The sequence below is a fragment of the Pasteurella oralis genome, from assembly GCF_042681465.1.
Lineage (GTDB): Bacteria > Pseudomonadota > Gammaproteobacteria > Enterobacterales > Pasteurellaceae > Pasteurella > Pasteurella oralis.
The window spans coordinates 21,619-39,900 of record NZ_JBHUFP010000027.1 but is presented as its reverse complement, the minus strand read 5'-3'; the positions used below and the strand labels follow the sequence as shown (position 1 = coordinate 39,900).

Here is an 18,282-nt window from a genome sequence, read left to right as displayed (position 1 = left end):
ATCTCAACAGTTAGGTTTCATATGGCTACAAATTATATTTTTGTAACGGGTGGTGTTGTATCTTCCCTAGGTAAAGGTATTGCAGCAGCGTCATTAGCAGCAATCTTAGAAGCTCGTGGTTTAAATGTAACCATGTTAAAACTTGATCCTTATATTAATGTGGATCCAGGTACAATGAGCCCAACTCAGCATGGTGAAGTTTTCGTTACCCAAGACGGCGCAGAAACCGATTTAGATTTAGGTCATTACGAACGCTTTATTCGTACTAAAATGACCAAACGTAATAACTTTACGACAGGAAAAATCTATTCTGAAGTACTACGTAAAGAACGTCGTGGTGATTATTTAGGCGCTACAATCCAAGTCATTCCACATATTACTAATGAGATTAAATCTCGTGTTATTGATGGTGCAGCGGGTCATGATGTTGCGATTGTTGAAGTTGGGGGAACTGTTGGCGATATCGAATCATTACCGTTTTTAGAAGCGTTACGTCAATTAGCGGTTCAAGTAGGTCGTGAGCGGACTTTATTTATGCACTTAACATTAGTGCCATATATTCCAACTGCGGGTGAAGTGAAAACCAAACCGACCCAACACTCAGTTAAAGAATTATTATCTATTGGTATTCAGCCAGATGTTCTGGTTTGCCGCTCAGATCGTATGATCCCACCAAATGAACGTGCCAAAATTGCTTTGTTCTGTAATGTGCCAGAAAGAGCCGTAATTTCATTAAAAGATGTCAGTTCAATCTATCAAATTCCAGCATTACTAAAATCACAAGGTTTAGATGATTTCATTTGCCAACGTTTCCATTTAGATTGTCCAGAAGCTGATCTTTCAGAATGGGAACAAGTGTTATATCAAGAAGCCAATCCAACAGGTGATGTGACTATTGGGATGGTCGGTAAATATACTGAATTGCCCGATGCATACAAATCAGTCAATGAAGCATTAAAACATGCAGGTCTCAAAAATCGTTTAAACGTGAATATCAAATATATTGATTCACAAGATGTAGAAACTAAAGGTACCGAAGTGTTGGAAGGTGTGGATGGTATTTTAGTGCCTGGCGGTTTTGGTAATCGTGGCATAGAAGGCAAAATTCTTACAGCAAAATATGCACGCGAAAATAATGTACCTTATTTAGGTATTTGCTTAGGTATGCAAGTCGCTTACATTGAATACGCACGTAATGTTGCAGGTTTAACTCATGCAAATTCAACAGAATTCGACCGCACTTGCGACTATCCCGTTGTCGGTTTAATTACAGAATGGCAAGATGCGGAAGGTAATATTGAAACGCGTTCTGATAGATCTGATTTAGGAGGCACTATGCGTTTAGGCGCCCAACAATGCCATCTAATCGAAGGAAGCAAAGCTTATCAGCTTTATGGTGCAGAAACCATTGAAGAACGCCATCGCCATCGTTACGAAGTAAACAATGTATTACGCCCGCAAGTTGAACAAGCAGGTTTGAAAGTAACAGGTTTATCTGCAGATAAAAAATTAGTGGAAATCATTGAAGTACCAAACCATCCTTGGTTTGTTGCTTGCCAATTCCATCCTGAATTTACATCTACACCTCGCGATGGTCATCCATTATTTGCTGGTTTTGTCAAAGCAGCTAAAGAAAATCAAAAAAAATAAATACGATAAAGTAAGCGTCACAACATTGTGGCGCTTATTACTCATCGCTTAATTCCGTTTGGATCACGCTCTATCTCCCCTCATTCACATTATAATCTGTGTACCTTTTGCTATTTTCTCACTGCGTAAATCCAGAGCATAGTCAATCAGTGAATTCCTCTTAACAACTTATTCATCTCTTTCTATTTCATTTACATATACTAAATCTATGACCACATTCTTCTACGATTGTAACAAACTAAGTGCGGTCTATTTTTACTTAATTTTGCAGTGCTGTTTAGTAATCAATACGTTACGAAAGCTATGTAGATAAAACGTAAAATTAGGCTATTGTCTATGCTAGAAGGCGGCTTAAATAAAGGCTGTAAACTAAATTTTGTAATGACTTTTTCCTCGCTTAAAAAACTAGATATAAATCAATTAATCAGCATTTTTCACAAGACAAACGAAATGAATTATTTTAAGATACGACACATTCGTTATAGTTTACTTTCAATTTAAGAGGAAAATAAAAATGGCAAAAATCGTTAAAGTGATCGGCCGTGAAATCATCGACTCACGTGGTAACCCAACTGTTGAAGCAGAAGTACATTTAGAAGGTGGCTTCGTCGGTTTAGCTGCAGCACCCTCAGGTGCATCAACAGGTTCACGTGAAGCATTAGAATTACGTGATGGTGACAAAGCACGTTTCTTAGGTAAAGGTGTATTGAAAGCGGTTGAAGCAGTAAACGGTCCTATCGCTCAAGCATTAATTGGTAAAGATGCGGCGAATCAAGCTGAAATCGACCAAATCATGATCGATTTAGATGGTACTGAAAATAAATCTAAATTTGGTGCAAATGCGATCTTAGCTGTTTCTTTAGCCAACGCAAAAGCAGCGGCAGCAGCGAAAGGTATGCCATTATTCGCTTGGATTGCTGAACTTAATGGTACACCAGGTCAATACTCTATGCCGTTACCAATGATGAACATCATTAATGGTGGTGAACACGCAGATAACAACGTTGATATCCAAGAGTTCATGATTCAACCAGTAGGTGCAAAAACATTAAAAGAAGCCCTACGTATCGGTGCAGAAGTTTTCCATAATCTTGCTAAAGTATTAAAAGGTAAAGGCTTAAGTACAGCTGTTGGTGATGAAGGTGGTTTCGCGCCTAATTTAGAATCAAACGCAGCTGCACTTGCTTGTATTAAAGAAGCTGTTGAAAAAGCGGGTTATGTTTTAGGTAAAGATGTCACTCTCGCGATGGACTGTGCATCATCTGAGTTCTATAACAAAGAAAATGGTATGTATGAAATGAAAGGTGAAGGTAAATCATTCACTTCACAAGAATTCACACATTATTTAGAAGAGTTATGCAAAGAATATCCAATCGTATCTATCGAAGATGGTCAAGATGAATCAGACTGGGAAGGTTTTGCATACCAAACTAAAGTTTTAGGTGACAAAGTTCAATTAGTTGGTGATGACTTATTCGTTACTAACACTAAAATTTTAAAAGAAGGTATCGAAAAAGGTATCGCGAATTCTATCTTAATTAAATTTAACCAAATTGGTTCATTAACTGAAACATTAGCTGCAATCAAAATGGCAAAAGATGCTGGTTACACTGCGGTAATTTCACACCGTTCTGGTGAAACTGAAGATGCAACTATCGCAGATTTAGCAGTAGGTACTGCGGCGGGTCAAATCAAAACAGGTTCAATGAGCCGTTCAGATCGTATCGCAAAATACAACCAATTAATCCGTATTGAAGAAGCATTAGGTGATAAAGCACCTTTCTTAGGATTAAAAGCCGTTAAAGGTCAAGCATAATTTATTGCTGATAAAACGATAAAAAATAACACCGCACTTTTTAGTGCGGTGTTTTTTTGCTTATTCATGCCACATTCCATGTGTTATTGTATCCAAATTTTAAAATGAGATAAGCAAAAGCCTAGTCACTCATTTCTTACTTATATCAACATGTGTTTTAAAACAGAAATAAAGTGTTTGTACTATTTTTTAGCAGGTGGTACCAAAATTTTACTTGGTCCAAAAGGTGGTAGAATCCCCCATTGATATGCCAAAGAAAATGTCTTACCACTTACAGTATGTCCACAAGGTTCAAGATTTAAATCATTGAAACCATGGCTTGTTAAACAAAAGCCTAATAACACATCTTTAATAATAAAAGAACCTGTATCTGTTGGAATCAAACTAAATACTGTATGATTTGTATCTGTGCAATTACTCACTCCTTGGAAGGCAAAGCATTTTGATGCACCTACTACTTTAAATTGTATTAAGGTGCCACCATCGCGGTTCTCTTCATATTCTGGTCCCTTATATTCCACTAGCTCCCAATGTTTATTTAAAGGGCTATGAGTACCATAGTGATCATTTCGAATTGGCTCACCAGTAAATAAACTACGTAAGCTAACACGTGGTGGAGGCGATAATTCAACATCAGGATAAGTTGTTGGATCTGGGTTTAATTCTGCATAACTTGGTAACGCTAATATCAAATTCAATAAGAAGCTCAATAAATATTTGTTCATTATATCCTCCTTAACGATCACGTACAAAACTAACAGGAAAATGATCAGAAGTAATTTGTGAGCGTAGCTGATTTAGCATTAAACTCGCACCAATACGCTCACGCGCTTGCTCTCTACGTGGTAAATTTGCGTCATGCAAAATCGCATAATCTAAAATACTACCAGAACGATGAGTCGGTTCTGTTGGCGCAATAATAACTGTATTTTCACTTACAGAAGGTTCCTGTCTTAATGCGGCTTCTAGATTAACAGGGGCACGATTAAAGTCACCAACAACCATCCAGCTATACCCTCGCCTCTCTGGCATTTGATTAAAAGTAGTAAAGATATTACGGATCAAGCTTACCGCATCAGAACCACCTGTTGCTAAAGCATGCACTGTAAAAAATACATCTGTACCAATACGAATACCTATGGCGGGACGCGATTGAAGCACTGAGGAGTCGGAATGTATCACAAAAGCCTCATCCGCTTGGCGGCGTGACACAATAGCCAAATTGACTCGGTTTGCACCAACATCTAAACGAGAATAATAAATATAAACCGTATTTGGACGAGAACGAGTACCTAAATTCCAAGTATATTCGTCAATTGGCGTTCCGCCATGTTGAATCACTCGTGCAGTTCTTAGCGCAGTGCTCGGCAAAGAGCCTGCTTCCTGTACCATTAAAATGTCTGCACCTTGTTCGCCCGATAATAACTGACGAACATTAATATTCCATTTACTTTCATTTGCGGCAGAAGAGCCTTGTAAATTCCAAGTCGCTACTTTGAAATCACTTAAATTAGCATAACTTGAAAAGCTAAATAACACAGCACAGAAAGCTATACTTAATTGCTTTATCCATTGCATATTAACTCCTTAGTTTAATTAACCGCCATAGCTTTTAATAGAGGAGGAGCGAGATACCATGTTTGATCACGTAATGGTTCGGTTGCTCCATCACAAGTTGATAATGTAATCGTTGAATAATCTGTTGTACTCACTGGGTTATAAGTCACACAACGTCCCTGTGATACACTTTTAATGACAAAAGCGCCACTATCTGTTGGTAATAATTCAAACTCTTGCGCTAATCTATTTAAATTACAAGTATCATGAATCAACCCATTACCATAAGCTTCAATACAAGTACCTAAAGATTGGTTAACGAAACGAAAATGTTCACGATGTTTACTATGTTCCATTTTCCAATTACGAATTGTGCCAAAATTCTGAGAATCTATATTGGCATAAGCCCATAACCAATTACGTTTTGCCAATGCCCAAACCGTCAGTACTGTGCCATTCTGCCCCATCAAAGTCATAAAATTTGATGAGTCAGATGAAAGGACTGGCTCATTAACACCTTTAACACTAGGTGTTGGAGTTGTTAACCCACTCAATAATACAGGTTCAGGTATTTTTTCTTTTTGCTGCTCATCTGAGTTAGATGAAGAAAGCAAATTAAATGGCGTTGAAGGCGCTTTTGATAATAGGGGTTGAAATTGTGTTGTTGAAGATTTAGTCGCTAAATCAGTTTGAGACTCAGGCTGAGAACAGTCACATATCCGTTGATTTGATGAACAAGCAACTAAACCTAACAATAAAAGACTAGGTAAAAACCTTTTCATTGTATCTCCTTAGATTTATCCTTAAATTTAAAGGGGCGCAAATTTTATACGTTTTTTTGATAAAATCAACTCAAATTAGATAAAATAAATACAAAGGGGAAGGATTTAAGAAAAGGTACGATGAGTTATAGATTAGATTTTATTCGATGCCACTATGCTGCGCAAACCAACTTTCTAAAATGAGGCAAGCTGAGATACCATCGACTTTACTTTTGTCTAATGCACGATAACCACCACGCGTAAAAATCTCTGCACGAGCCTGTGCTGTCGTCAAACGTTCATCTTGTAATTCAACTCTAATACCAAAACGTCCGTGCAAACGATTAGCAAACTTTCTTGCTCTTACACTAAGTTCTTGCTCTGAACCATCCATATTTAAAGGTAAACCAACTACAATGATATCGGGCTTCCACTCGGTTAAACATTTCTCAATTTGCTGCCAATTAGGAATACCATCTTGCGCTTTGAATGCAGCCAATGCTCGAGCCGTGCCAGTAATGCTTTGCCCTACTGCACAGCCAATGCTTTTTGTACCAAAATCAAATGCCAGTGCGGTAATTCCCATTAGCAATGCCCTGCTTGATATGCCAAATTATGATGTTGAATACCTAACAATAAATTGGCTTCTAACCAACGATCTTCGTAAGATACATCAAATAAAATACGATCATTAGCAGGTACAACTAACCAATCATTATTAGCAATTTCTCCTTCTAATTGACGTGGTGTCCAACTTGCACAACCTAAAGCAACTAAATATTTTTCAGGTTCATTTGGCGTACCGAACGTATCAATAATATCGGCAGAAGTTGTTAGGAATAAATGATCGGTCACTTTGTAACTGTGTTTGAAATCTCGAGTAGTTTTAGTATGTAGAATAAAACCACGCTCAATATTGACAGGTCCCCCAGCTAACACTAAATCATCACCATAAGTGCGGTCAGTTTTCATCATAAAATTCATCTTGGCACAAAGTTCTGCAATACTCAGATCTGTGGGTTGGTTGAGAACTAACCCCATTGTGCCTTGATCATTATGCTCACAAATGTAAACTACAGAGCGAGAAAAATATTCATCTTCCATTTGTGGCATTGCAATTAAAAAATGATCTTGTAATTCCATCATATCTCTCTTTTAACCTAAATCACCGAAACAAGTTTGCAAAGCAGTAATTGCTGCTAGTGCGGCTGTCTCAGTACGTAATACGCGTTTTCCTAATAACACTTCAGTAAAACCTTGCTGCTCTGTTTGTGCAATCTCTTGCGCAGATAACCCACCTTCAGAGCCAATCAATAAACGTACTCCTTCCGCTGGAATTTCAGGTAGGGTACGAATTGAATATTGGGCTCTTGGATGTAAATTCAACTTTAAACTCCCATCTTTTTCTGTACACCAGTCTTGCAACTTCATCATTGGACGAATTTCAGGCACAATATTGCGCCCACATTGTTCACAAGCAGCAATTGCAATCTTCTGCCATTGGTGGATTTTTTTATCCATACGTTCTGCATCTAACTTTACACCACAACGTTCAGACCACAATGGCGTAATCACATTCACACCTAATTCGACGGATTTTTGAATAGTAAATTCCATCCGTTCGCCACGTGAAATCACTTGTCCTAAGTGAATTTTAAGGTGGCTTTCACGATCATCTAATTGCTGGCTTAAGATTTCAACTTCTACTGCTTTTTTACTTGATTGCGTAATAACTGCTGTATAAATATAGTTCGTACCATCAAACAACTCCAATTGTTGACCTGCTTGCATACGTAGCACACGCCCAACATGATTCGCGGCTTCTTCACTTAACGCACAATATTTCACTGCTTGCAATAAAGTAGAGTGATAAATTCTTGGTATTCTCATAATGTTAATTAACCGTGTTATTTTGCTAAATATCATATCAGAAAAGCTCATTTTCAGTGAATTAAATCATCGTTCATCCCCTCAAAAATTATTAACTTATATTTGAAAATATTTCAATAAAATAAGACTTTATCAAAAATAAGGAAAATATATAATAGCCTCACTTATGCGGATAATCACGCTAAGAAGCCCTAACAATGTAACTAAGAGAGGACAACATGAAAAAAGTCGCAAAAGTTCACTATGCACCAGCAAAACATTGGGTTGGTAATGGTTTCCACGTCCAATCGATGTTTAGTTATCAAGATAAAGATAAAAATTTAGATCCTTTCCTATTAATGGATTACAACCCTCCACGTCATTTTGATGGTGGGCGTAAAAGTGATTTTCGTGGTGTCGGCGAACATCCACATAGAGGTTTTGAAACTGTCACTATTGCTTATCAAGGCGAAGTACAACATGCCGACTCCACTGGTGGAGGTGGCATTATTGGTACAGGAGATGTCCAATGGATGACAGCCGGAGCAGGTATTATGCATGAAGAATTTCATTCAGAGAAATTCTCACGCGAAGGTGGTATGTTTGAAATGGTACAATTATGGATAAATTTACCTGCGAAACATAAAATGACACCAGCAAAATATCAAGCAATTAAATCTGCAAATATTCCTGTCGTTGAATTAGCTGATAATGCAGGTTTTGCACGTATCATTGCAGGTGAATTAAATGATGTAACTGGTTCTGCTACAACTTTTAGCCCAATTAATATGTGGGATATAAAAATGAATGCAGCTAAAGCTTACACTTATGCAGTGCCAGAAAGTCATAACCTTATTATCCTAGTACTTGACGGAACAATACAAATTAATGGTAAAGATATCGCACGTCGTGGTGAATTGGTCACTTTTGAAAAAGGTGAGGAAAATGTTCATATTGAAGCAAACAATGATGTGAAACTACTCATTTTAACAGGTGAACCACTCAATGAACCTATTGCTGGTTACGGTCCATTCGTAATGAATACGAACGATGAAATCGTACAAGCAATGTATGATGTACAAAGCGGTAAATTCGGTAAGATTAACTAAAGCTCATATAACAAACTCAAGTGCGGTATTCATTACCGCACTTTTATTATCTTTTTATTGTTAAAAATAAATTATAAAGAGCAAAAAGTACGGTCAAAAATCTGCTAAAATACGTACGATTTAATTTAGCAGAAATGAGGCATATTATCGAAAATTGGCAACGTGGTTTTGTACTACATCGCAGAGCTTATAGTGAAACCAGCTTATTAGTTGACTTATTCACTGAAGAAACAGGACGCTTAACTGTGCTTGCCAAAGGTGCACGTGCAAAACGCTCTTCGTTAAAAGGCGTATTACAACCTTTCACTCCGTTGCTTTTACGTTGGACTGGTCGAGCTGAATTAAAAACATTAACTCGAGTTGAGTCAGCCGCCATTGCTCTGCCACTACAACATACTGCACTGTATAGTGGTTTTTACATTAATGAGCTAATTAGTCGTGTACTCGAACCTGAAACAGCGTACCCACAACTTTTTCAAGATTATCTCCATTGTTTAACTGGTCTAGCAAGTGCGCCACAACAAGTCGAACCGAGTCTACGTTATTTTGAATTCCAACTACTACATACTTTAGGCTATGGTGTTGACTTTTGTCATTGTGCTGGCTCAGGCGAGGTTGTAGATGAAAATATGACCTATCGTTATCGTGAAGAAAAAGGATTTATTGCTTCAGTAATCAAAGACAATTTTACTTTTTATGGACGTGAACTACTTGCATTTGAAGCTCGCCAGTTTAATGATACTACAACTTTACAAGCGGCAAAGCGTTTTACTCGGATTGCATTGAAACCTTATTTAGGTAATAAACCTTTGAAAAGCCGAGAATTATTTACTCAATATATGCTATATCAGAAATAAACTATGGTTTTACTTTATTCTCATAAACAATCTCAAAAGCACACGCAAAAATTTATTACACAAATTCTTGATTTAGATTATCAAGGTGTAGGTGTTGCAAAAGTACAGGGCAAAACTTGGTTTATTGAAAATGCGTTACCACAAGAAACTGTAGAAGTTCAAGTCCTTGAAGAAAAACGTCAATATGGACAAGGTATCGTGCACAAATTTTTACAAACAAGCCCCAAAAGACAACAACCTAAATGCCCATATTATAGTAAATGCGGTGGCTGCCAAAGCCAACATATTCCCCTTGAACTCCAGCGTGATGCAAAACAAAAAGCATTATTTCAACGTTTAACAAAATTACAACCTCATACTGTATTAATGCCTATGTTAGCTGGTGAACAATGGCATTATCGACGTCGAGTAAAACTTAGCATGAAATACAATCTGAATAATAAACAACTAGAGATTGGATTTCGACAAAAGAATTCACAGCGAATCGTCCATATTCAACAATGTGATATATTGGAAATCGCACTAAATCAATTGTTACCAAAATTGAATACACTTTTCACACAATGGTCAATGCCTAAAAATTTAGGGCATCTAGAACTAGTAAAAGCAGATAATGGTATTGCTATGCTACTGCGTTATAGTGGAAATTTGAGTAAAACTGACCGCACTTTATTACTCAACTTTGCGGCACAAGAACAGCTAATGTTGTTTTTACAAGATGATTATCAAGTACAACAAGTTTATGGTAATTCACCTTATTATCAGCTCAATAATAATCTCCAATTACACTTTGATGTACGCGATTTTATCCAAGTAAACAAACAGTTAAATGCACAAATGATCAATATAGCACTAGACTGGTTGGAACTAAAAGCTACAGATCATGTGTTAGATTTATTCTGTGGAATGGGTAACTTTACACTCCCATTAAGTCGTTTAGTCCAGCGTGTCGTTGGGATTGAAGGTGTGAGGGCAATGGTGCAAAAAGCTGAAAAAAATGCGGAACAAAATCAATGCAATAATGTCCAATTTTACCAGGCAGATTTAGATAAGTCCTTTGCTGATCAAGCATGGGCAAACCAACAATTTAATAAAATCTTACTTGATCCGCCTCGCAGTGGTGCGGCATTTGCGCTTAATGCAATATGCGAACTCAATGCAGAAAAAATCTTATATGTATCTTGTAATCCAGCTACGTTAATACGAGATACTGAAATTTTACAAAAATTTGGCTATCGGCTCCAAAAAGTCGCGATGATTGATATGTTCCCTAATACAGGACATTTAGAATCCATCAGTTTATTTGCAAAAGAATAAGGATAGATTATGGTTGCAGTACGAAGTTCTCATTTACTCAATCCCAAAGATTTTGTGATTGAAACATGGTGTGGGCAATTGGAGTTGCCACAACCAGCCAGAGAAAGCCTTATTCGCGCTTGGCACTATTCACAACAAATTTCAGCTCAAATCAATGAACAATCAATTTGTTCGTTACATTCTGGTGTGGAAATGGTTGAAATTCTGCATAGTCTGAATATGGATACAGACAGTCTACTAACTGCCATGCTGTACCCTATCATTAATCATAAATTGGTTGAACTCACCCAAATTAGCGAAGAGTTTGATAGTAATATCAGTAAATTAGCGAAAGGTGTCATGGAAATGGACAACATTCGCCAGCTTAACGTCAGCCAATCCGCCAATAATTCACAAGTCGATAACGTACGCCGCATGCTATTAGCAATGGTAGATGACTTCCGCTGTGTCATTATTAAACTTGCAGAACGTATTACTTTCCTACGTGATGCTGAACAAAACTGTTCTGAAGAAGATAAAGTGCTGGCAGCGAAAGAGTGCGCTAACATTTATGCTCCATTAGCGAATCGCTTAGGTATCGGACAACTAAAATGGGAACTTGAAGACTATTGTTTCCGTTATTTACATCCTGAACAATACCGTAGCATCGCAAAATTATTACAAGAACGCCGCTTAGATCGTGAACAATATATCGCCGATTTTGTTACTGAGCTAAGTGGCTATCTAAAACACAATATTGATAATGTAGAAGTTTATGGTCGCCCGAAACATATTTATAGTATTTGGCGGAAAATGCAGAAGAAACACTTAGAATTTAGTGACTTATATGATGTCCGTGCCGTACGTATTATCGTACAGAAATTACAAGACTGTTACACAGCACTCGGCATTGTACATACTCATTTTAAACATATTCCTAAAGAATTTGATGATTACGTCGCCAATCCAAAGCCCAACGGCTATCAATCTATTCATACAGTTGTATTAGGACAAGGTGGAAAACCGATTGAAGTACAGATTCGCACACAGCAAATGCATGATGATGCAGAGCTTGGTGTCGCCGCACATTGGAAGTATAAAGAAGGTACTGTAGGTGGGCGTTCTGGTTATGAAGAAAAAATTGCTTGGTTACGTAAACTACTCGCATGGCAAGATGACATTACCGATTCAGGCGAGATTATGGCAGAAATGCGTAGCCAAGTTTTTGACGATCGCGTCTATGTGTTTACACCGAAAGGAGAAGTTATCGATCTCCCAACAGGTTCAACACCTTTAGATTTCGCCTACACAATTCATAGCGAAATTGGGCACCGTTGTATTGGAGCGAAGGTTGGCGGAAGAATTGTGCCTTTCACTTACCAACTTCAAATGGGTGATCAAATTGATATCATCACACAGAAAAATCCGAATCCGAGTCGTGACTGGCTAAATCCTAATCTTGGCTTTACACATACGGCAAAAGCTAGAGCCAAAATTCATGCTTGGTTTAAAAAGCAAGATCGCGATAAAAACATTCCCGCTGGTAAAGACATGTTAGATGCCGAAATGACGCGCTTAAATATTACATTAAAGCAAATAGAACAACATGCACTACCGCGCTATAACTTAAAAAATTTAGAAGACTTATATGCAGGGTTAGGCGGAGGAGATATTCGCCTTAACCACTTAATTAACTTCTTACAAAATAAACTCATTAAAACAACAGCACAAGAAGTCGATGAAGGCATATTACGTCATGTGGCAAATAAAAGTGCCGCACATAACCAACAAAAAGAAAAGCCTAAAGGTTATGTCATTGTTGAAGGCGTTGGTAACTTAATGCATCATATTGCCCGTTGTTGTCAGCCAATTCCGGGTGATCACATTATGGGATATATTACCATGGGCAGAGGTATCTCAATTCATCGTAGCGATTGTGAACAATTCCTCGAATTACAAAATGCTCATCCAGAACGCGTTGTAGAATCCATTTGGGGAGAAAACTATGCCAGCGGATTCAAAATCAGCATTCGTGTTATTGCTAGCGATCGTCACGGACTATTACGTGATATTACCACGGTATTAGCAAATGATAAGATCAGCGTATTAGGTGTCTCAAGTCGAACGGATACTAAGAAACAATTAGCAACTATTGATATGGAAATTGAGCTGAATAATGTCCAAATTTTGAGTAAAATTCTGGCTCGATTAGCAAAATTAGAAGATGTTATTGAAGCTAAACGCCTCTAACTCATCAAGCTTAGGATAATAAAAATGTATAAAACAACAGGTCTAACTCATTTAATCAAAGCAACTGGTTATTCACTTAAGGGATTGAAAAGTGCGGTCAAATTTGAAACTGCTTTTCGCCATGAACTTTTTGCTGCTTTGTTTCTTGTACCTCTAGCATTTTGGTTAGCTGAAAATGGTATTGAAATTGCACTGATGCTCGGTTCACTACTGTTAGTACTCGCGCTTGAATTAGTCAATAGTGCAATTGAAGCTGTAGTTGATCGTGTAGGTTTAGATCACCATGAACTTTCTGGACGAGCAAAAGATTTCGGTTCTGCTGCTGTTTTTATTTCAATGATGAATGTGTTAGTTGTTTGGACAGTCGTACTACTCTATTGAACAAAGTAAAAACAAATTTTTATTTTTATATTCGACTTACTTCAAATGTTTTTAACGCGCCATAAAATATAGATAATAGTGCAACCAATCACAAAACACCTCGTTTTGATAAATCATCTAAATACTGGTTATGCACATGATTAAATTGCCCAGCAAATTGACTAATAATTTGCTGTTCTGCTTGTCTTTTCCTTTCCTCACCAACGCCCTCAACTCCCCAACCTAATATTGGTTTTTCTCTTGCCATCAGCAAAGCACTTTTCCACATATCAAAACGAGCACCAACAGAAGTACTACCATTATTCGCTACAAAATATGCCGTGATCTCATCTTGGGCTTGGTATACTCGCTGCATGGCTTTAAACAGAGGTAATGTGGCAACACTGACTATTGTGATTAGTGTAATAGCGATAAAACAATACAAAATTAACGGTACAATAATAGGTAAGCCAATCCATCCGCCTCTTGCTGTTGATAAAAAACGTCCAAATAGAGCTGACAAAGTCGAAACAAGACAAAAAGCCATTATGAAATATCTTTTACATCCCGCAAAATATAAACTCATGACCAAAGAAAACATACTTAAATCCATTGCAATATCTCCAGCCTGAATCTGCATCATCCCGGCAGAATAAGCGATGGGAGAAGACAAGATGAAACAATCGTAAAATGCAATAATACTTGCAAGAAAAGCACCAAAAAGAATACTGATAGCTATAGTTTTAAAACGAATAGGATAGTAGGTAAACAAAAGTAACAAAGGTAAAAAAATAAGTAAACAGCTAGGATTATCAAGTTCTCGAATTCTACCGTTATGGAAAACAAAAGAAAATAAAAACAAGCTAAAATAGAAGATATAACTTAATATCAATACGTTACCAAACGATGAAATAGACCATGCATTCTTCTTAAGAAAAAAGTAATAAAATAGCCAGCGCCAATCAAAACCCAAAAAATAGGCGCAATATTATGCCTATCTTTAACAGTTAAGATAAATATAAAAAATAAGCCAACAGTTAAGTTAACACATAACGACATGATATTCTTTTTTGATAAACCCATTACTACTCCATGTTAAACTCTTAAATAAAAAGCTAAAAAAACCGCACTTTTAAAAGTGCGGTCAAATTTTCTATTTATCTAAAACGTTATAGCACATCAACACAATTTAAATCTTCAAAAGATTGTTCTAAACGTTTAGACATCGATTCTTCCATTTTACGTAACCAAACACGTGGATCATAATATTTTTTATTTGGTGAATCTGACCCTTCTGGATTTCCTAATTGCCCTTGCAGATAATCTTTATTAGCATTATAGAAATTTAAGATACCTTCCCAAGATGCCCATTGTGTGTCAGTATCAATATTCATTTTAATTGCACCATAACTAATGGCTTCACGAATTTCTTCGCGACTTGAGCCTGAACCGCCATGGAAAACAAAATCTAATGATTTTGCCGGTAGATTACGTTCCTTCGAAACAAATTCTTGTGATGCACCTAAAATAGATGGTTTCAATTTGACATTACCTGGCTTATAAACACCATGCACATTACCAAATGCAGCAGCAATGGTGAAACGTGGGCTAATTGGATTTAATTGATCATAAACAAACAACACATCTTCAGGTTGAGTATAAAGCTTAGACTCATCAACATCAGAATTATCCACACCGTCTTCTTCACCGCCAGTAATACCAATCTCAATCTCTAGTGTCATCCCCATTTTGTCCATACGTGCAAGATATTCACGGCAAATAGCCATATTCTCTTCCATTGGTTCTTCTGAAAGGTCAATCATATGAGATGAAAACAATGGTTTACCTGTTTCGGCAAAATGTTTTTCACCTGCATCAAGTAAACCATCAATCCAAGGCAGCAGTTTTTTCGCAGCATGGTCTGTATGAAGGATAACAGGAATACCATATTCTTCAGCTAATTGATGAACATGTTTTGCACCAGCAATCGCACCTAATACATCAGTACGTGCACCACTTGTAGGTTTTAAACCTTTACCGGCATAGAATTGTGCACCACCGTTTGAGAACTGAATAATGACAGGTGCTTTAACACGTGCCGCAGTTTCTAATACGGCATTCACTGAGTCAGAGCCAACACAGTTTACTGCTGGGATTGCAAAGTTATTTTCTTTCGCATAAGCAAAGATTTTTTGTACATCATCACCAGTCACCACACCTGGTTTTACAATATCTAATAGTTTAGCCATTTTTCTGCTTCCTTTATGTTGTTATAAAGTGTCTCACTCACCCTTTTATAATTTCATTCCATGATGATACGCTTTCGCGCATCATTCATAACATTATTAGTTATTTTTTAGATTAACTTTGTGCACGTTTTTCTAAAATCTCAACTGCTGGTAATACTTTACCTTCTACGAATTCTAAGAATGCACCACCGCCTGTTGAAATATAAGAGATTTTATCTTTGATACCAAATAAATCAATTGCAGCCAAAGTATCGCCACCACCAGCAATAGAGAAACCTTCACTATTTGCAATTGCATGAGAGATAATCTCAGTTCCTTTACGGAAATTAGGGAATTCAAAGACACCGACAGGACCATTCCAAAGAATAGTTTTCGCATTTTTGATTATTTCAGCGAGTTGTTCTGCTGATTTATCGCCAATATCAAAAATAGATTCACCATCTTGCACTTCATTCACTGCTTTTTCTACTGCTGGTGCTGTTTCAGAAAATTCTGTACCCACACGCACATCAACTGGCACTGGAATATCAGTGCTTGCTGCTAAATTTTTTGCCACAGGAATTAAATCCTCTTCATACAATGAATTACCAACATTATGTCCTGCTGCAGCAATAAAAGTATTTGCAATACCACCACCTACGATGATTTGATCTGCAATTTTTGATAATGAATTTAATACTTCTAATTTAGTTGATACTTTTGAACCACCAACAATTGCAACCATTGGACGCGCTGGTTCTTTTAATGCTTTACCTAATGCATCTAATTCTGCCGCTAACAATGGACCAGCACAAGCAACTGGCGCATATTCTGCTACGCCATAAGTTGATGCTTGAGCTCGGTGAGCTGTACCAAAAGCATCCATCACAAAAACATCACAAAGTGCCGCATATTTTTTACCTAATTCAGGATCATTTTTCTTCTCGCCTTTGTTAATGCGTACGTTTTCTAATACAACAATTTCGCCTTCTTTAACCTCAACACCATCTAAATAATCACGCACTAAACGAACAGGTACATCTAAATGTGTATTTAAGTAATCAACAACAGGTTTTAAAGAACTTGCTTCATCAAACTCACCTTCTGTCGGGCGACCTAAATGGGAAGTTACCATAACTTTCGCCCCTTTTTCTAAAGCAAGTTTTAAAGTTGGAATCGTTGCACGAATACGTGCATCAGAAGTCACTTTACCATCTTTTACTGGCACATTCAGATCAGCACGAATAAACACACGTTTGCCGGCTAAATCTAAGTCTGTCATTTTGATCACTGACATATCTTGTCCTCTTTTATTTAGTTAAATTAAAATTTCGAAAAAACTGCTGGCATTATACCCCTTTCTAACTAGGGTGTAACTGCGTTAGATCAAACATTTTTCATCATTTAATGAATAAAAATTAATACCCTGTTCGACTTCTTGGGCAATCAATCACTCTCCAATTCAAATCATAACAAATAAACAATTCATTACGACTCGCACCTAAGTATGCATTTTTCAATTGCTGATTATTTTTACGTAACCATTGAAATAATTCATTGCGGCTAAGCTCATAATTTGGCAACTTTAACGTGCGGTATAATTCACGCTGTTTTTCAAAATAATCTTTTGCATGCATAAAAGCGCAAGCGCCATGCTTTTCCCATTCTCCCTGTAGTAAACTAGCACTTGGTGACTCTGGTAAATATTGCTCAATAATTTCCTGTGGTACTATAGGTAAATCGCCTTTACAAAAGCGAGGCTGATCAGAAACTCGTCTAGCACGTTCATTTTGTGGCCATAAGCCATGGATCACCCAACCGAATTGTTGTGTTAGACCACATTGATATTGCAAAGAGTTAGGTAAATCTTCACCATAACGTTGACGTTGTTTTTCACAAAAGGCTGGAGACCAAGAAAGGACAAAAGTATAATAATCAGTAGGTGCATTCGCATTTTGCCCAATAGGATCATTTTTCATGACATAGTCATAATTACGATCAACAATAATTTCAACTGCTTGTTTTTGCTTAGAAAAGTAATACCATCCAGACAATAAAAACATTAAAAAACAAACGACAAAGATAGAAAGCTGTAGTGTTTTTTTCTCGTTCATAAAATTCCTACTTCACTTTTAAACGGTATTCATTATAATCAGACGCCTTCACTTTAACACAGCAATAGCAAAGGACAAAGATCATGGCACTTTTAATCACTGACAAATGCACAAATTGCGATATGTGTGAGCCAGAATGTCCAAATAAGGCTATTTCAATGGGCGATGAAATTTATGTCATAGACCCCGCACTGTGCACCGAATGCGTTGGGCATTATGAAATCCCGACCTGCCAAAAAGTCTGTCCAATCAACAACTGTATCATCACGGATCCAGAACACATTGAAAGCAATGAGCAGCTTTGGGAACGTTTCGTAATGATTCACCATGCCGATAAATTGTAATCACAACTTAAATGAGTGTAATAGTGATTTCAATAGTCAATCAGCATTACAGTCAAAAGTGAAGTAAAGTG

18 protein-coding genes are annotated in these 18,282 nt (G+C 37.2%); 8 read left to right on the top strand and 10 right to left on the bottom strand.

Translation table 11 applies throughout. The features are described from left to right. The first annotated feature begins 21 nt into the window (after window positions 1–21). Together pyrG and eno are read left to right on the top strand one after the other, a co-directional pair. Window positions 22–1,650: a glutamine hydrolyzing CTP synthase gene (gene pyrG / locus ACFSAV_RS11395; RefSeq protein ID WP_101775202.1), complete on the top strand. Its 1,629-nt coding sequence runs from the start codon at window positions 22–24 to the stop codon at window positions 1,648–1,650. A gap of 514 nt (window positions 1,651–2,164) precedes the next feature. Beyond that, a complete protein-coding gene (gene eno / locus ACFSAV_RS11390) occupies window positions 2,165–3,466 on the top strand; it encodes a phosphopyruvate hydratase (RefSeq protein WP_101775201.1) in 1,302 nt (433 codons plus the stop codon). 182 nt (window positions 3,467–3,648) lie between these two features. Here the strand turns inward: eno and ACFSAV_RS11385 are convergent, their stop codons facing one another. The 6 genes from ACFSAV_RS11385 to rsmE all read right to left on the bottom strand — a co-directional run bounded on the left by ACFSAV_RS11385 (window position 3,649) and on the right by rsmE (window position 7,674). Further along, window positions 3,649–4,191 carry a cytolethal distending toxin subunit A gene (locus ACFSAV_RS11385; protein WP_379099788.1) on the bottom strand — a complete coding sequence of 181 codons (543 nt, stop codon included), beginning with the start codon at window positions 4,189–4,191 and terminating at the stop codon, window positions 3,649–3,651. Between the two features lie 10 nt (window positions 4,192–4,201). Continuing rightward, window positions 4,202–5,044, bottom strand: a complete 843-nt coding sequence (locus ACFSAV_RS11380; RefSeq protein WP_379099785.1) for a cytolethal distending toxin subunit B family protein — start codon at window positions 5,042–5,044, stop codon at window positions 4,202–4,204. Between the two features lie 14 nt (window positions 5,045–5,058). Next, the gene (locus ACFSAV_RS11375; protein WP_101775198.1) at window positions 5,059–5,805 is read right to left on the bottom strand and encodes a cytolethal distending toxin subunit A/C; all 747 of its coding nucleotides are present in this window, start codon (window positions 5,803–5,805) and stop codon (window positions 5,059–5,061) included. Between the two features lie 139 nt (window positions 5,806–5,944). Next, window positions 5,945–6,370: a Holliday junction resolvase RuvX gene (gene ruvX / locus ACFSAV_RS11370; protein ID WP_101775197.1), complete on the bottom strand. Its 426-nt coding sequence runs from the start codon at window positions 6,368–6,370 to the stop codon at window positions 5,945–5,947. Beyond that, complete coding sequence (locus tag ACFSAV_RS11365; protein ID WP_101775196.1) at window positions 6,370–6,927, bottom strand: YqgE/AlgH family protein; 558 nt, start codon at window positions 6,925–6,927, stop codon at window positions 6,370–6,372. The genes ruvX and ACFSAV_RS11365 overlap by 1 nt, the downstream gene beginning before the upstream one ends. Before the next feature lie 12 nt (window positions 6,928–6,939). Next, window positions 6,940–7,674, bottom strand: coding sequence for a 16S rRNA (uracil(1498)-N(3))-methyltransferase (gene rsmE, locus ACFSAV_RS11360; protein WP_379099781.1), 735 nt, complete (start codon window positions 7,672–7,674; stop codon window positions 6,940–6,942). A 218-nt stretch (window positions 7,675–7,892) separates the two neighbouring features. Here rsmE and ACFSAV_RS11355 point away from each other — a divergent pair, with 218 nt between their 5' ends. From ACFSAV_RS11355 to ACFSAV_RS11335, 5 genes are all read left to right on the top strand, one after another. Next, a complete protein-coding gene (locus tag ACFSAV_RS11355; RefSeq protein WP_379099778.1) occupies window positions 7,893–8,762 on the top strand; it encodes a pirin family protein in 870 nt (289 codons plus the stop codon). A 134-nt stretch (window positions 8,763–8,896) separates the two neighbouring features. Next, complete coding sequence (gene recO / locus ACFSAV_RS11350; RefSeq protein WP_379099775.1) at window positions 8,897–9,619, top strand: DNA repair protein RecO; 723 nt, start codon at window positions 8,897–8,899, stop codon at window positions 9,617–9,619. Window positions 9,620–9,622: 3 nt separating this feature from the next. Further along, the gene (rlmD, locus tag ACFSAV_RS11345) at window positions 9,623–10,936 is read left to right on the top strand and encodes a 23S rRNA (uracil(1939)-C(5))-methyltransferase RlmD (protein ID WP_379099772.1); all 1,314 of its coding nucleotides are present in this window, start codon (window positions 9,623–9,625) and stop codon (window positions 10,934–10,936) included. A gap of 9 nt (window positions 10,937–10,945) precedes the next feature. Further along, complete coding sequence (relA, locus tag ACFSAV_RS11340; protein ID WP_379099769.1) at window positions 10,946–13,165, top strand: GTP diphosphokinase; 2,220 nt, start codon at window positions 10,946–10,948, stop codon at window positions 13,163–13,165. 24 nt (window positions 13,166–13,189) lie between these two features. After that, window positions 13,190–13,546: a diacylglycerol kinase gene (locus ACFSAV_RS11335; protein ID WP_379099766.1), complete on the top strand. Its 357-nt coding sequence runs from the start codon at window positions 13,190–13,192 to the stop codon at window positions 13,544–13,546. An 88-nt stretch (window positions 13,547–13,634) separates the two neighbouring features. On the opposite strand, the gene ACFSAV_RS11330 is transcribed toward ACFSAV_RS11335, so the two are convergent. The 4 genes from ACFSAV_RS11330 to ACFSAV_RS11315 all read right to left on the bottom strand — a co-directional run bounded on the left by ACFSAV_RS11330 (window position 13,635) and on the right by ACFSAV_RS11315 (window position 17,867). Further along, the gene (locus tag ACFSAV_RS11330; protein ID WP_379099763.1) at window positions 13,635–14,072 is read right to left on the bottom strand and encodes an O-antigen ligase family protein; all 438 of its coding nucleotides are present in this window, start codon (window positions 14,070–14,072) and stop codon (window positions 13,635–13,637) included. Between the two features lie 622 nt (window positions 14,073–14,694). Next, window positions 14,695–15,774, bottom strand: a complete 1,080-nt coding sequence (gene fbaA / locus ACFSAV_RS11325; protein ID WP_379099760.1) for a class II fructose-bisphosphate aldolase — start codon at window positions 15,772–15,774, stop codon at window positions 14,695–14,697. A gap of 112 nt (window positions 15,775–15,886) precedes the next feature. Further along, on the bottom strand, window positions 15,887–17,050 hold the full coding sequence (gene pgk, locus ACFSAV_RS11320; protein ID WP_101775186.1) for a phosphoglycerate kinase: 1,164 nt from the start codon (window positions 17,048–17,050) through the stop codon (window positions 15,887–15,889). Window positions 17,051–17,171: 121 nt separating this feature from the next. Beyond that, window positions 17,172–17,867, bottom strand: coding sequence for a ribonuclease T2 family protein (locus ACFSAV_RS11315; protein ID WP_101775185.1), 696 nt, complete (start codon window positions 17,865–17,867; stop codon window positions 17,172–17,174). An 83-nt stretch (window positions 17,868–17,950) separates the two neighbouring features. Between ACFSAV_RS11315 and ACFSAV_RS11310 the strand changes: the two genes are divergently transcribed. Next, window positions 17,951–18,211, top strand: coding sequence for a YfhL family 4Fe-4S dicluster ferredoxin (locus tag ACFSAV_RS11310; protein WP_101775184.1), 261 nt, complete (start codon window positions 17,951–17,953; stop codon window positions 18,209–18,211). Window positions 18,212–18,282 lie beyond the last annotated feature (71 nt).